The following is a 14,815-nucleotide window of genomic DNA, read 5'->3' as shown; positions in this document are numbered from 1 at the left end:
TCCGGGAGCCACCTGGGTCGGGCAGCGCACCGACCAGAAGACTTTCGCCAGGCCGTACGCACACATGGCGTACGGAACCGGCGAGACAGGACACAGAGAGCTCCCGTGCGGCGCCCGCGCCCCGGACGGCGGCACCGCGCATCGCGCGAGCCGCGGACGTCACCGGCACTGCCGGACCAGGCGCGGCGCCCGGGAGCCTGACGGGAGATCCACCCGCATGCTCGAGCCGACCGAACCCACTGAGGGTTCCGACAACAACAACACTCCGAGCGACACCCTGCCGCCGCGGCGCCGCCGCCGTGCGGCGTCGCGTCCGGCCGGCCCGCCCACGGGCGCGGCCGAGTCCCAGTCCGTGGCCGAGACCACGGCTCCGGCCATACCGCCGGTGGCATCCGCCGAGGCCATGGCCGCCGCCGAGGTCGTCGAGGCCCCCGAGGCTCTCGAGACCGAAGAAACCCAAGAGACGGTGGAGGAAGCGGTGGCCCAGGCCGCTGCCGCCGAGCCGGTCGAGCCCGCCGAGGACGCCGCTCCGCGCCGTACGCGTCGCCGCGCCACCCGCCGGGCGTCCGCGCCCGCCGGTGCACCGGTGACGGCCGAGGCGGCCCGGGCCACGGAGTCCGTGGTGTCCGCGCCCGCCGAGGCCGAGGCCCAGGTCGAAGAGGCGCCCGCTGCCGAAGCGGCCCCCGCCGTCGAGGAGGAGGCGGCGCCCGCCGCCCGTCCGCGTCGTCGTGCGACCCGTCGTGCCTCCGCGCCGACCGGTGCGCCCAAGGCGGCCGAGACCGCTCAGACCCCCGAGGCCCCTGAGGTCACTGAGACCCCCGAGGTCGTCAGGGAGCCCGTCGAGGCGCAGGCCGAAGAGGCCCCCGCCACCGAGGACGCCGCACCCCGCCGCACCACCCGTCGTCGCGCCACCCGGCGCGTCTCCGCGCCCGCCGGTGCGCCCGAGGGCGACGCCGCCGACGAGCGTGTGGAGGCGCCCGTGACCAGCGAGACCAGCCCCAGCGAGAGCAAGCCCGAGGCCGAGACCAGGCCCGCCGCGGAGGCCGAGACCAAGCCCGCGGCCGAGGCCGAGACCGCCGAGGACGGCGCCCCGCGCCGGACCCGCCGCCGCGCCACGCGCAAGGCCGCTGTCGGTTTCTCCGCCCCCGCGCCGAAGGAGGCCGAGTCCGCGCGACGGCCCGCGCGTCCGGCCGTCGCCGTGTTCCAGGCCCCCGTGTTCACCGAGCCGATGTTCCAGACGCCGGAGCGGGCCGCCGCCGCGGCTGCCGCCGAGGCGGCGGAAGTGGCCGCCGAGACCGCCGAGGCCCCCCAGGCCGAAGAGGTCGTCGAGGCACCCGTGGCCGTCGAGGAGGAGACCGGCGGACGCCGTCGCCGTCGCCGCCGGGCCGTCGAGGAGGCGCCCGCGGCCCCGGTCGCGGAGCCCGTCGACGAGGTGGAGGAGCCCGACGAGTCCGCCGAGGACGTCGAGGACGGCGCCGAGGACGACGAGTCCGAGGAGGAGTCCGCGGGCTCGCGCCGCCGTCGCCGTCGTGGTGGCCGTCGCCGTCGCCGCGGCGAGTCCGCCGAGGCGGACGGTGAGGCCGGCGACGACGAGTACGCCGCCGAGCAGGCCGCGCAGGACGCCGAGGACACCGCCGAGCAGGCCGAGGAGGACGCCGAGGAGGCGGACGAGCGCGACGAGCCGGGCGGTTCCGGCTCCAGCAGCAGCCGTCGCCGCCGTCGGCGCCGTCGTCGCGCCGGTGACTCCGGCCCCGAGGCCGAGCCCGGCGAGAACGACCCCGAGCGCACGGTCGTCAAGGTCCGCGAGCCGCGCGGCAAGAAGGACGAGCACCCGTCCGACGAGGTGCAATCCATCAAGGGCTCGACCCGCCTGGAGGCCAAGAAGCAGCGCCGCCGGGAAGGGCGCGAGCAGGGCCGCCGTCGTGTTCCGATCATCACCGAGGCCGAGTTCCTGGCCCGCCGTGAGGCCGTCGAGCGCGTGATGGTCGTCCGCCAGAGCGGCGAGCGCACCCAGATCGGCGTCCTCGAGGACAACGTGCTCGTCGAGCACTACGTCAACAAGGAGCAGTCGACCTCGTACGTCGGCAACGTCTACCTGGGCAAGGTCCAGAACGTGCTGCCGTCGATGGAGGCCGCCTTCATCGACATCGGCAAGGGCCGCAACGCCGTGCTCTACGCCGGTGAGGTCAACTTCGAGGCGCTCGGCATGGCCAACGGGCCGCGCCGCATCGAGAGCGCGCTGAAGTCCGGCCAGTCGGTCCTCGTGCAGGTCACCAAGGACCCGATCGGCCACAAGGGCGCCCGCCTCACCAGCCAGGTCTCCCTGCCCGGCCGCTACCTGGTCTACGTGCCCGAGGGCTCGATGACCGGCATCAGCCGCAAGCTGCCCGACACCGAGCGCGCGCGCCTGAAGACCATCCTCAAGAAGATCGTCCCCGAGGACGCGGGCGTCATCGTGCGCACCGCCGCCGAGGGAGCGAGCGAGGACGAGCTGAGCCGCGATGTCGAGCGCCTGCAGGCGCAGTGGGAGGACATCCAGAAGAAGGCGAAGAGCGGCGGCAGCTCGAACGCGCCGTCCCTGCTGTACGGCGAGCCGGACATGACCGTCCGTGTCGTCCGCGACATCTTCAACGAGGACTTCACCAAGGTCATCGTCAGCGGCGACGAGGCGTGGGAGACCATCCACGGGTACGTGTCCCACGTCGCGCCCGACCTGGCCGACCGCCTGTCGAAGTGGACCTCCGAGGTCGACGTCTTCGCGACGTACCGCATCGACGAGCAGCTGATGAAGGCCCTGGACCGCAAGGTCTGGCTGCCCAGCGGCGGTTCGCTGGTGATCGACAAGACCGAGGCCATGGTCGTGGTCGACGTCAACACCGGCAAGTTCACCGGTCAGGGCGGCAACCTCGAAGAGACCGTGACCAGGAACAACCTGGAGGCGGCCGAGGAGATCGTGCGCCAGCTGCGGCTGCGCGACCTGGGCGGCATCGTCGTCATCGACTTCATCGACATGGTCCTGGAGTCCAACCGGGACCTGGTGCTGCGGCGCCTCCTGGAGTGCCTGGGACGCGACCGTACGAAGCACCAGGTCGCCGAGGTGACCTCGCTGGGCCTGGTGCAGATGACGCGCAAGCGTGTCGGCCAGGGTCTGCTGGAGTCCTTCTCGGAGACCTGCGTCCACTGCAACGGCCGTGGCGTGATCGTGCACATGGAGCAGCCGACCTCGGTCGGAGGCGGCGGCAAGCGCAAGAAGCGCGGCCGTGGTGCCGAGCAGCCCGACCACGAGCTCGAGCACACGCACGAGATCGCGGAGGAGCCGGAGACGGTCGAGAGCGAGGCCGAGGTGGCCGCCGAGGTCGCCGCGCCCGTCGCTCTGGTCGAGCAGGAGTTCCAGCCGGACGAGGAGCTGTACAGCAGCGCCGCCGAGGCGGAGGCCGCGGCTTCCCGTGGCGGCCGTTCGCGGCGCCGGGCGACCCGGCGCGTGTCGGCTCCCGCGGGTGCGCCGAAGGCCGAGGAGCGTGCTCCCCGGGGCCGCCGTGAGGAGCGGGCCGAGCGGACCGAGCGGGCTCTGACGTCCCACGAGGCTGCCGAGTCCGAGCCGGTCGCGGTCGAGGACCCGGTCGTCGCGGCGCCGGTCGCCGAGGCTCCCGAGGTCGCGCCGGCCGCTGCGGCCCCCGTGGTCGCCGTACCGGAGGACGAGGCCGCTCCCAAGGGCCGTACGCGTCGTCGCGCCACCCGCAAGGTGTCGGCTCCGGCCGGTTCCCCGAAGGCGGCGGAAGAGGCCGTGGTGACGGTCACGGAGCCGGTCGCGGCTCCCGTGCCGGAGGCCGCCGCCGAGGTCGTCGAGCCGCAGCCCGAGCCGGTCGCCGAGGTGCCCGCCGAGAGCGCCGCGCCGGCCCGCCCGCGTCGTCGCGCCGTCCGCAAGGCCACCGCGCCCACCGCGTCCGAGGAGGCGGCCGTCGTGGTCGTCCCGTCGGCCTCGGCGGAGCCGGTCGAGGCCCCTGAGGCGGTCGAGACGGCGGCCGAGACCGCGGTCGAGACGGACACCGAGGCCCCGGCCCCGGCCAAGAAGACGGCCGCCCGTAAGACGGCCAAGAAGGCGACGGCGAAGAAGGCCGCCACCAAGAAGACCGCTGCCAAGAAGACGGTCGCCAAGAAGGCCACGGCCAAGAAGGCGACCGCGAAGAAGACGGCCGCCAAGACCACCGCGAAGAAGACCGCGGCGGCCGAGCAGCAGGACCGTTCGACAGTCTCGGCGACCACCGAGGACTGACGCGGAACCGGCGGAGGGCTGACGGAAGTCGGTCCCTCCGCGGCTCCGACCGCATGACGGTGGCCCGGTTTGACCCCTCAAGCCGGGCCCCGTAACCTAGACCGTCGGCGTGTCCCCTGACGCGCCGCACCCCGTAAACCTCTTCCTCCCGGAATTCTGCGTGTCGTGCGTGTTCGCATGCCGTGCGCTTCGGGAGAGGCCGCTCGCGCAGCGCGTGGCTGGACTGCGGGGTTCCGTTCCGAGCGAGAGAGAGATCCGCGTGTACGCCATCGTGCGCAGCGGTGGTCGCCAGCACAAGGTTGCTGTCGGCGACATCGTTGAGGTTGACAAGATTCCCACTGCCAAGGTTGGCGACACGGTCGAGCTCTCGACCCTGCTCGTTGTCGACGGCGACGCCGTGACCAGCGACCCGTGGGTCCTTGCCGGCATCAAGGTCCAGGCCGAGATCGTGGACCACCACAAGGGCGTCAAGATCGACATCCTTCGCTACAAGAACAAGACCGGTTACCGCCGTCGTCAGGGCCACCGCCAGCAGTACACGGCGATCAAGGTCACTGAGATCCCCGCGGCTGCGAAGTAAGGGACTGAGGAGAGATGGCACACAAGAAGGGCGCATCGTCCACTCGGAACGGTCGCGACTCCAATGCTCAGCGGCTCGGCGTGAAGCGCTTCGGCGGTCAGGTCGTCAACGCCGGTGAGATCCTGGTCCGCCAGCGCGGCACCCACTTCCACCCGGGCAACGGCGTCGGCCGTGGCAAGGACGACACGCTGTTCGCCCTTGACGCCGGTGCGGTGGAGTTCGGTACCCACCGTGGCCGCAAGGTCGTGAACATCGTTCCGGTCGCCTGACCGGTTCTTTCGCGAGGCGGACCTCACTTCCCGTACGGGAAGCGGGTCCGCCTTTCGCGTGTTTTGAATAGAAGCGGCTCTGTGGCATACAGGGCTGCGCAGGACTTTCGTACGTAACTGGAGGCACATCCCATGACCACCTTCGTGGACCGCGTCGAGCTGAACGTCGCCGCGGGTAGCGGAGGCCACGGCTGTGCCTCCGTACACCGGGAGAAGTTCAAGCCGCTCGGCGGCCCGGACGGCGGCAATGGCGGCCGGGGCGGTGACGTGATGCTGGTCGTCGACCAGTCCGTGACCACGCTGCTCGACTACCACCACAAGCCGCACCGCAGCGCCACCAACGGCAAGCCCGGTGAGGGCGGCAACCGCTCCGGCAAGGACGGCCAGGACCTGATCCTGCCGGTGCCGGACGGCACGGTCGTCCTCGACAAGGCGGGCAACGTCCTCGCGGACCTCGTCGGCCACGGCACGTCGTACGTCGCCGCACAGGGCGGTCGCGGTGGCCTCGGCAACGCGGCGCTGGCCTCGGCCCGCCGCAAGGCGCCCGGCTTCGCGCTGCTCGGTGTCCCCGGTGACTTCCAGGACATCGTCCTGGAGCTGAAGACCGTCGCGGACGTGGCCCTCGTCGGCTACCCGAGCGCCGGCAAGTCGTCCCTCATCTCCGTCCTGTCGGCCGCCAAGCCGAAGATCGCGGACTACCCCTTCACGACCCTCGTCCCCAACCTGGGCGTGGTGACGGCGGGCGAGACGGTCTACACGATCGCGGACGTGCCCGGCCTCATCCCCGGCGCGAGCCAGGGCAAGGGCCTCGGTCTCGAGTTCCTCCGTCACGTCGAGCGCTGCAGCGTGCTGGTCCACGTGCTGGACACGGCGACCCTGGAGTCCGAGCGCGACCCGGTCACCGACCTCGACATCATCGAGGAAGAGCTGAAGCAGTACGGCGGCCTCGGCAACCGTCCGCGCATCGTCGTCCTCAACAAGATCGACGTGCCGGACGGCAAGGATCTCGCCGAGATGGTCCGCCCCGACCTGGAGGCCCGCGGCTACCGCGTCTTCGAGGTGTCGGCGGTTGCGCACATGGGCCTGAAGGAGCTGTCCTTCGCGCTCGCCGAGCTGGTCGGCACGGCGCGTGCCGCGAGGCCCAAGGAGGAGGCGACCCGGATCGTCATCCGCCCGAAGGCGGTCGACGACGCCGGCTTCACCGTGGTCCAGGAGGAGGACGGCCTCTACCGCGTGCGCGGCGAGAAGCCCGAACGCTGGGTCCGCCAGACCGACTTCAACAACGACGAGGCCGTCGGCTACCTCGCCGACCGTCTCAACCGTCTCGGCGTCGAGGCGGAGCTGATGAAGGCGGGTGCCCGCTCGGGCGACGGCGTCGCCATCGGCCCCGAGGAGAACGCGGTCGTCTTCGACTGGGAGCCCACCGTCATGGCCGGCGCGGAGATGCTCGGCCGCCGTGGTGAGGACCACCGCCTCGACGTCCCGCGGCCCGCCGCGCAGCGCCGCCGCGACAAGCAGGCGGAGCGGGACGACGCGGACAAGGAGTACGACGACTTCGAGCCGTTCTAAGGGGCGCCGGATGCCTGGACGGGCCTAGGCCCTGTCGTCACATTCCCGTCTGCCCCGCGACGCCATGCGCGCGCCCCCAAGTTCTCGGCTTCGCTCGAACAGGGAGGGACCCCCTTCGCCGCACCGGGCACAGACCCAAGTACATCCAGTACGAGGGCCTGTGCCCGGCACGCCGAGAGGACGCACCTGACGCCGCAGGGCCCGCCCTCCGGGCGGACGACGGGAATGTGACGACAGGACCAAGGGCGCCGGGCTCGCCGCCGGCACCCTGGCCCGTCCGTCGGCTCACGGGTGCCGGTGCTGCCACCCCTGCCACGCGGACTCGATCATCTCGTCCAAGCCGTGGCGGGCCGACCATCCGAGTTCCTGGTGAATACGGTCGGCGGAGGCCACGACCCGGGCGGGGTCGCCGGGGCGGCGTTCCGTGACCTCGGGGACCGCGTCGTCATGGCCGGTGAGCTTGAGGATGCGGTCCACCATCTCGCGGACGGAACTGCCCTCGCCCCGGCCGATGTTGAGGACGAGTGAGGTTGCCGCGGGAGCGTCCTGAAGACGGCGGGCCGCCGCGAGGTGGGCGGAGGCGATGTCCTGGACGTGGATGTAGTCACGCACGCAGGTGCCGTCAGGCGTGTTGTAGTCGGCGCCGAAGATCCGCGGGGCCTCACCGGCCTGCAGGCGTTCGAAGACCATGGGGATGAGGTTGAAGACGCCGGTGTCGGCGAGTTCGGGACCGGCTGCCCCGGCGACGTTGAAGTAGCGCAGCGAGGCGGCCCGGATCCCGTGGGCGCGTGCGGCGGCGCCGATCAGCCACTCGCCGATCAACTTGCTCTCCCCGTACGGGCTCATGGGCACGCAGGGAGTGTCCTCGGTGACGAGGTCCACGTCCGGCATGCCGTAGACCGCGGCGGACGAGGAGAAGACGAGCCGGGCGACACCGGTGGCGGTCATGGCCTCCAGCAGGGTCTGGAGTCCGGTGACGTTCTCGCGGTAGTAGTGAAGCGGTCGTTCCACGGATTCGCCGACCTGCTTCTTGGCCGCGATGTGCACCACACCGGTCACAGCATGGTCACGAATCGTCTTCTCGAGCCGGGTGGCGTCCAGCACACTGCCGACGACCAGCGGAACGCCGGCGGGCACGCGGTCGGCATTGCCGGTCGACAGATCGTCGTACACCACGACGCGCTCACCGCCCTCGATCAGGGCGCGTGTGACGTGCGCGCCGATGTATCCGGCGCCACCTGTTACCAGCCAGCTCATCGTCACATCTCCTTTGCTGCGGTCAGTGTGTTCAGACTGGTCTCTGGGGCCGGGAAAATCGAGTCAGGCAAATGGGGCGCCCATGCAGAAGGGCGGACAAGACGGTTAAGGCGAGGGAGCGCTACGCGACTACCGTCTTCACGGAAACATCTCGTGAATCCTTTACTCTATTGGGCGGTGCGTCCCACGGCCGGTAACGGCCGTGCGTGCCGGCCCGCACGCGCTCTCGAGGTTCGCCCCGGAAACAGGTTGCAAAAGGATGCCAAGACTCTCCCTCGTCGTCCCCGTCTACAAGGTGCAGGGGTATCTCTCCGAGTGTCTTGAATCCGTCCTGGGGCAGGACTACGCGGACTTCGAAATAGTCGCGGTCGACGACTGCTCTCCGGACGGGTCGGGCGCCATCCTCGACGAGTACGCCGCACAGGACGACCGAATTCGTGTGATTCACCTCACCGAGAACGTCGGGCTCGGGCGTGCGCGGAATGCCGCGCTGGAAAAGGCCCGGGGCGATTACGTGTTGTTCCTCGACAGTGACGACACGTTGTCCCCGGGGGCGCTCGCGGCGATAGCCGGGCGGCTGGAGGCCACCGGGGACCCCGAGATACTCATCTACGACTACGTCCGCACCTACTGGAACGGCGAGGTCCGCCCGAACCAGCGGAGGGACCTGCTCACGAGCGCCGGCCCGGACGTGTTCTCCCTCGCCGACCGGCCGCAGCTGCTCGACCTGCTGCAGATCGTCTGCAACAAGGCCTACCGCCGGGACTTCATCGCCCGCCAGGGCCTCGCCTTCCCGCCGGGCTACTACGAGGACGCCCCCTGGACGTTCTGCTCCCTGATCAGCGCCGATCGCATCGCCGTACTGGACCGCGTCTGCCTGCTGTACAGGCAGCGGCGCGAGGGCGGCAACATTCTCGGGACCGTCAGCCGCAAGCACTTCGACGTCTTCGACCAGTACCGCCGCATCTTCGACTTCGTCGACGCCCGTGAGGACCGCGCGCAGTGGCGCGCACCGCTGTTCCGCAAGATGGTCAACCAGTACCTGACCATCCTGGAGCGCCCGGGCCGCCTGCCGCAGGACGCCCGGGCGGAGTTCTTCCACCGTGCCGCCGCCGACTACCGCGCCCGCCTTCCCGAGGGCTTCAGGCGGCCGGCCGGCGACCGCGGCCACAAGTTCGCGATGCTCGAGCGCGACGCGTACGCCCAGATGGTGAGCGCCATGGCCGCGGTGAAGATCCGCAACACGGTCAAGGGGCGGGCACGCACCGCGCTCCACCGCTCCAAGCGCGGCGCGATGAGCCTCTTCTACCAGTCCCAGCTGAGGCTGCCGCGCGACGAGAACCTCGCGGTGTTCTCCGCGTTCTGGAGCCGCGGTGTCTCCTGCAACCCCGCGGCCATCGACGCCGAACTCGCCCGCCGCACCCCAGACATACGCCGCGTGTGGGCCGTCCACCCGGACGCGATGGACACGGTGCCGGAGGGTGTCGAGCATGTGCGGGTGGGGTCGCGCGAGTACTGGGCGGCGCTCGCCCGTGCCACCTACCTGGTCAACAACGTGAACTTCGCGAACGCCGTGGTGAAGCGGGAGGGCCAGATCCATGTGCAGACGCACCACGGCACCCCGCTGAAGACCATGGGCCTGGACCAGCAGAAGTACCCGGCCTCGACGAGCATGGACTTCGCCGAACTTCTCGAGCGCTGCGATCGCTGGGACTTCAGCCTCGTCTCCAACCGGTTCTCGAGCGCCGTGTGGGAGCGGGCGTACCCCTGCGCGTACACCTCCCTGGAGACCGGCTACCCACGCAACGACGTCCTGCTCAACTCCACGGCTCAGGACGTCCGCGAGGCCCGCCGCGACCTCGGGCTGGACGACGGCACGACGGCCTTCCTCTACATGCCGACGCACCGCGAGTACCAGCCCGGCTTCGTACCCCGTCTCGACCTCGAGAAGCTCGCCGAGCGGCTGGGGCCGGAGGCCACGCTGCTCGTGCGCGGGCACTACTTCCACAACCGGTCCGACCGGCTCGCCGAGCTGCGGTCCGAGGGCCGGATCCTCGACGTGTCCGCCCACCCCGCGGTCGAGCGCCTCTATCTCGCTGCCGACTGTCTGATCACGGACTACTCGTCAGCGATGTTCGACTACGCCAACCTGGACCGCCCGATCGTGATCTTCGCCGACGACTGGGACACGTACTCCGTCGTCCGTGGCACGTACTTCGATGTGGTAGCCCAGGCCCCGGGCGCGGTCGCCACCACTGAGGAGGAGCTGGCCGAGGTACTCTGCTCCGACGGTTGGCGCGGCGAGCGGGCCGCCCGGGCCCGGGACGGTTTCCGGCGCCGCTTCTGCGACTTCGACGACGGTCGCGCGGCGGAGCGTGTCGTGCGCCACATCTTCCTCGGCGAGCCCCTCGAGGCCATGCCACCCGTCGTGCCGCTGGACGAACGGATCCCCGCTCCGCCACCCGGAACGGCCCACGAAGCATCGGCCCCGATATCCACCTACTCGAGCCAGAGGTAGCTGCTGCAGTGTCCGAGCACCCCGACACAACGCCCGACATCAGCGTCGTCGTCATCGTCTTCAATGACGCGGAACGCCTTCCGACAGCCGTGCAGTCAGTCCTCGACCAGACCCTGCAGAGCGTCGAGGTGATCATCGCCGACGACCACTCCACCGACGGCTCGTACGAGGTCGCGCAGCAATTGGCCGCCCGGTCCGACCGCGTGCGGGCGATCCAGTTGGCCGAGAACAGCGGTGGCTGCGGCGAGCCGCGCAACCAGGGCGTGGCCGTTGCCCGTGGTCGCTACGTGATGTTCCTCGACAGCGACGACACCCTCGAGCTCAACGCCTGCCGCAACATGCTGGACGCGGCGGAGAGCACCGGGGCCGACCTTGTCTCCGGGCTGTGCGTGCGCGTCCACACGGACAACAGGCACGGCAAGACGGTCAAGTGGTACCCGTGGCTGTACCGGGAGACCCGTACCTTCGACTCCATCGCGGAGATACCGGACCTGCTGGTCTTCGACACCCTGTCGACGAACAAGTGCTACCGGCGCGAGTTCCTGCTCGAGAACGGGCTGACCTTCCCCCGAGGCATCCACTACGAGGACCTGCTCTTCTCGGCGCAGGCCTACCTGGCCGCGACTCGGATCACCCTCATCCCGAACACGGTCTACTACTGGAACGTGGTCGAGAAGGCCGTCGAGAAGTCGATCAGCAACCGGCGTCACGAGATCAGCAACTTCGCCGACCGAGTGGAGATCCACCGCCGGATCGACCGCATCCTCGCCGAGCTGGGCCACGACGAGCTGAAGCTCCACAAGGACCGCAAGTTCCTCAAGAACGACCTCGTGCTGTACCTGCGGGACCTGCCCTTCCTGGACGACGACTACCGGCACCGCTTCGCCGAGATGACCCGGGGCTACATCCGGGACTTCCCCCAGGCTGCCTACGACGAGCTGTCCCCGATCCACCGGATCTGCGCCTACCTTCTGCTGCAGGAGGACTGGGCCAACCTCTCCCCGGCGATCGACACGCTCATCAACACCAACAAGGTGTCCAGCCCGCTGCTGGAGCGCGACGGCCGGGTCTACTGGTGCACGGAACACCTCGACGACCCGCTGGGCCGCGAGGTCCTCGATGTGACCGACCTCGGCTACCACGCCAAGCCGGTGCAGCGCCTCAGCCTGCGCAACGAGGTGACCGACTACGCGGAGAGCCCCTCGGGCATCACGCTGGCCGGAGCACTCGTGAACCCGCTCGGTGTGATCCCGCCGGACGCCAAGCTCAAGGCCGAACTGGAGTTCCGCGCCCGCCGCAGGAGCCTGCAGACGTTCCGGTTCCCGGTGGAGAGCCTGAAGCACGAGGGCGAGTCCGTGACCTGGCGGGCCGCCCTGCCGCTGGCCGCCGCGCTCCGTCCCGTCGGCATCGTCGACGACGTGTGGGACGTGCGCCTGCACCTGACCGTCAACGGCGAGCGGACGACCAGCCGCCTGACGGTCAGCCAGATCTCGCTGGAGGATTCGGGAGCCGTCCGCATCCGTCCCCGGCTCGGCCGGATGATGGCCGACCGCCTCCAGCCGCACGCCTCAGCCAAGGGCCACCTCGCCTTCCGCCTCACCCAGCACGGCAGGCTCGCCCGGCGCACCTCGATGCTGGTGCAGCGCAACATGCAGAGCCCGCCCGCCGAGCTGGCGAAGAAGATGGCGCGCAAGGTCGTCTCGGTGCGCAAGGACCTGCAGTCGGGCCCCCGGAAGATCGAGGCGTACCACCGGATGATCCGGCTCCTGCCCGTCCGCAAGGGCACGGTCGTCTTCGAGAGCCACCTCGGCAAGCAGTACAGCGACAGCCCACGGGCGATCTACGAGGAGATGTGCCGCCGCGGCGTGCCCTTCAAGGCCATCTGGTCGTACGCCGGTGAGCGTCCCACGGGCTTCCCGAAGGACGTCGAGCTGGTCCGGCGCTGGTCCTGGTCCTACCTCAAGGCGCTGGCGCAGGCCGAGTTCTGGATCGACAACCAGGGCTTCCCGCTCAAGCTGAGCAAGCGCCCCGAGACCACGTACATCCAGACCTGGCACGGCTCCGCCCTCAAGCGCATGGGATTCGACGAGCCGAAGTACCGCATCCAGTCGGAGCACGAGCAGCGCTCCTACCAGGAGGCGATCGACCGGTTCGACCACTTCGTGGTGCGCGGCCGGCACGACGAGGAGACCCTGGCCCCCGCCTACCGGATTCCGGAGGAGAAGCTCCTGCGCACGGGCTACCCGCGCAACGACGCCCTGGTGCGGGCCAAGGACGCCGAGGCTCTCGACCCGACGGCGCGGGAACTCGCCGAGCGGCTCGGCATCCGCCGGGATCGTCCGGTCGTCCTGTACGCGCCGACGTTCCGGGAGCAGGCCAACGGTGGCGTGCGGAAGTTCGAGTTCCCGTTCGACGTCGATGCGTTCGCGGACCGTTTCGGTGACCGCTTCACCCTGCTGATCCGGACCCACTACCTCAACAACGTGACGCTCCCGCCGTCCGTGGCCGGCCGCGTGGTCAACGTCAGCGAGGAGCCGGACATCACCCCCGTCCTCCTGCTCGCGGACGCGATGATCACTGACTACTCCTCGGTGATGTTCGACTACGCGCTGCTGCAGCGCCCGATGGTCTTCTTCACCTACGACTGGGAGGAGTACGTCAACAACAGCCGTGGCACGTACTTCGACCTGTCCGAACAGGCCCCCGGCCCCGTCGTGCGGACCGCCGAGGAGCTCTTCGACGTCCTGACGGATCTGGATGCCCTCGCGTCCGACCAGGAGGGACGCCTCAAGGAATTCGTGACCCAGTACGGCGAGTACGACCGCGGCGACGCCGCCGCGCAGATTGTCGACCGCTTCTTCGGAAACCGGGGAGACGCCCGATGACACAGCGTGACATCATCTTTGTGGCCAACGAGGTCAACGAACTCGGTGGCGTGGCACGCTGGCAGGCGCTGATGGCCACGCTGTTCGCCGAGCGCGGTCACCGGGTGACCATCGTGGGCATCGCGCCGCCCGAAGTGCCCATGGACCTCGGCGACAACCCGCCGTTCGCCACGGTGACGCTCTACGACGAGCGCCCGCCGGGGCGTTGGCAGGCGCGCACCCTGCGGAGCCGTGCCAACCTCGCGGCGCGGCGGCGTGAGGCCGCCCGCGAGACGGGCATGCGGGAGGCCACCGAGCGGCTGTCGCGCATCTTCCGCGCCGCCGAGCCCGGTGCGTTGATCATCGTGACCCAGGTGTGGGCCATGGAGTGGGTGGCCATCGCGGACACGGCCGGGCACCCGGTCATCGGCATGAGCCACGAGTCCTACGAGTACTCGCGCGGCTCCTCCCGATTCCAGCGCGTCGAGCGGTACTACAAGGACGTCGACCGCCTGCTGCTGCTGACCCGCGAGGACGCCGACCTGTGGATAGGCCGCGGCCTCAACAACGTCGGGTACATGCCGAACCCGCTGCCGATGATGCCGGAGGCCGCCTCTCAGCGCACTGAGAAGGTCGTCGCGAGCATCGGCCGGCTGGGGCACCAGAAGGGCATCGACATGCTCCTGGACGCCTGGGCCGAGGCGGCGCCGAAGCACCCCGGCTGGCTCCTGCGCGTCTACGGCTCAGGCCCCGACGAGCAGGCGCTGCGGCAGCAGTGCACCCGGCTGGGCCTGGACGGATCGGTGGAGTGGGCCGGCCAGACCGACGACGTCGCCGCCGCGCTGCGCGGGGCATCCGTGTTCGTGCAGTCGTCCCGAGGCGAGGGCTTTCCACTGGCACTGCTGGAGGCGATGGCCTGCGCCGTGCCGTGTGCCGCCTTCGACTGCGCCCCCGGCGTGCACGAGATCATCCGGCACGAGGAGGACGGACTCCTCGCCCACCCCGGCAACACCACCGAACTCGCCCACCAGCTGGGCCGGTTGATGGAGGACGCCGACCTCCGCGACACGATGGGGGAGCGGGCACGGAAGAACGTCCAGCGCTACTCGCCCGCCGCCATCACCGACCGGTGGGAGGAACTGTTCGCGTTCCTGGAGCGCTGAACATCGCTGCGTCCCGCGGGTTGCGGAGCTGAAAGGGGGGCTTCCCCGGCTGAGTGCCGGGGAAGCCCCTCCTTCGTATTCTGGTGCTTACCGCGGCCGGATCAGCGGACCCCCTGGCCGGGCTGGTAGGTGGTGATCGCCGCGTTCGAGCCGCCGGCGGTCACATTGGACAGCGGCAGGGCGTAGGCCGTGCCGTAGCTGCCCGGACCGTACGGCACGCCGAGGTACAGCTTGGTGCCGGTGTAGTGGATGCTCTGAGCGAGGTGCTGGTTGGCGCCCGCGGGACCCGGGACGCCGAAGGCGTCAACGGACCCCTGCCGCC

8 protein-coding genes are annotated in these 14,815 nt (G+C 70.3%); 7 read left to right on the top strand and 1 reads right to left on the bottom strand.

The window, feature by feature from the left end; genetic code table 11:
- Positions 1-217 precede the first annotated feature (217 nt).
- The 4 genes from FNV62_RS19400 (at position 218) to obgE (ending at position 6,691) form a co-directional block, all read left to right on the top strand.
- The gene (locus FNV62_RS19400; RefSeq protein WP_144315453.1) at positions 218-4,273 is read left to right on the top strand and encodes an Rne/Rng family ribonuclease; all 4,056 of its coding nucleotides are present in this window, start codon (positions 218-220) and stop codon (positions 4,271-4,273) included.
- Between the two features lie 259 nt (positions 4,274-4,532).
- Positions 4,533-4,853, top strand: coding sequence for a 50S ribosomal protein L21 (gene rplU, locus FNV62_RS19395; RefSeq protein ID WP_054231928.1), 321 nt, complete (start codon positions 4,533-4,535; stop codon positions 4,851-4,853).
- Positions 4,854-4,867: 14 nt separating this feature from the next.
- Entirely contained in the window at positions 4,868-5,122 is a 255-nt protein-coding gene (gene rpmA / locus FNV62_RS19390) for a 50S ribosomal protein L27 (protein ID WP_028802588.1), read from the top strand.
- 132 nt (positions 5,123-5,254) lie between these two features.
- The gene (gene obgE, locus FNV62_RS19385) at positions 5,255-6,691 is read left to right on the top strand and encodes a GTPase ObgE (protein WP_054231929.1); all 1,437 of its coding nucleotides are present in this window, start codon (positions 5,255-5,257) and stop codon (positions 6,689-6,691) included.
- 285 nt (positions 6,692-6,976) lie between these two features.
- Here the strand turns inward: obgE and galE are convergent, their stop codons facing one another.
- The gene (gene galE, locus FNV62_RS19380; RefSeq protein ID WP_054231930.1) at positions 6,977-7,948 is read right to left on the bottom strand and encodes a UDP-glucose 4-epimerase GalE; all 972 of its coding nucleotides are present in this window, start codon (positions 7,946-7,948) and stop codon (positions 6,977-6,979) included.
- Between the two features lie 259 nt (positions 7,949-8,207).
- On the opposite strand from galE, the gene FNV62_RS19375 reads away from it, so the two are divergent.
- Genes FNV62_RS19375 through FNV62_RS19365 form a run of 3 tightly spaced genes read left to right on the top strand, consistent with a single transcriptional unit; the run spans position 8,208 to position 14,493 of the window.
- Entirely contained in the window at positions 8,208-10,466 is a 2,259-nt protein-coding gene (locus FNV62_RS19375; protein WP_097284696.1) for a bifunctional glycosyltransferase family 2 protein/CDP-glycerol:glycerophosphate glycerophosphotransferase, read from the top strand.
- A gap of 8 nt (positions 10,467-10,474) precedes the next feature.
- Positions 10,475-13,351 (top strand): CDP-glycerol glycerophosphotransferase family protein, encoded by a 2,877-nt coding sequence (locus FNV62_RS19370; protein WP_144315452.1) that lies wholly within the window; start codon positions 10,475-10,477, stop codon positions 13,349-13,351.
- Complete coding sequence (locus tag FNV62_RS19365; RefSeq protein ID WP_144315451.1) at positions 13,348-14,493, top strand: glycosyltransferase family 4 protein; 1,146 nt, start codon at positions 13,348-13,350, stop codon at positions 14,491-14,493. Before FNV62_RS19370 ends, FNV62_RS19365 begins: the two co-directional genes overlap by 4 nt.
- The last annotated feature ends 322 nt before the right edge of the window (positions 14,494-14,815 follow it).

This window comes from Streptomyces sp. RLB3-17 (assembly GCF_007113425.2).
Classification (GTDB): domain Bacteria; phylum Actinomycetota; class Actinomycetes; order Streptomycetales; family Streptomycetaceae; genus Streptomyces; species Streptomyces mirabilis_D.
Note: the sequence above shows the minus strand (reverse complement) of the source record. Positions and strands in the feature narration are given on the sequence as shown.

Bases quoted from the DNA above. Each gene is read 5' to 3' on its own strand.
- FNV62_RS19365 (WP_144315451.1), top strand. From the start codon at position 13,348: ATGACACAGCGTGACATCATCTTTGTGGCCAACGAGGTCAACGAACTC.
- rpmA (WP_028802588.1), top strand. From the start codon at position 4,868: ATGGCACACAAGAAGGGCGCATCGTCCACTCGGAACGGTCGCGACTCC.
- galE (WP_054231930.1), bottom strand. From the start codon at position 7,948: ATGAGCTGGCTGGTAACAGGTGGCGCCGGATACATCGGCGCGCACGTC.
- obgE (WP_054231929.1), top strand. From the start codon at position 5,255: ATGACCACCTTCGTGGACCGCGTCGAGCTGAACGTCGCCGCGGGTAGC.
- FNV62_RS19375 (WP_097284696.1), top strand. From the start codon at position 8,208: ATGCCAAGACTCTCCCTCGTCGTCCCCGTCTACAAGGTGCAGGGGTAT.
- FNV62_RS19400 (WP_144315453.1), top strand. From the start codon at position 218: ATGCTCGAGCCGACCGAACCCACTGAGGGTTCCGACAACAACAACACT.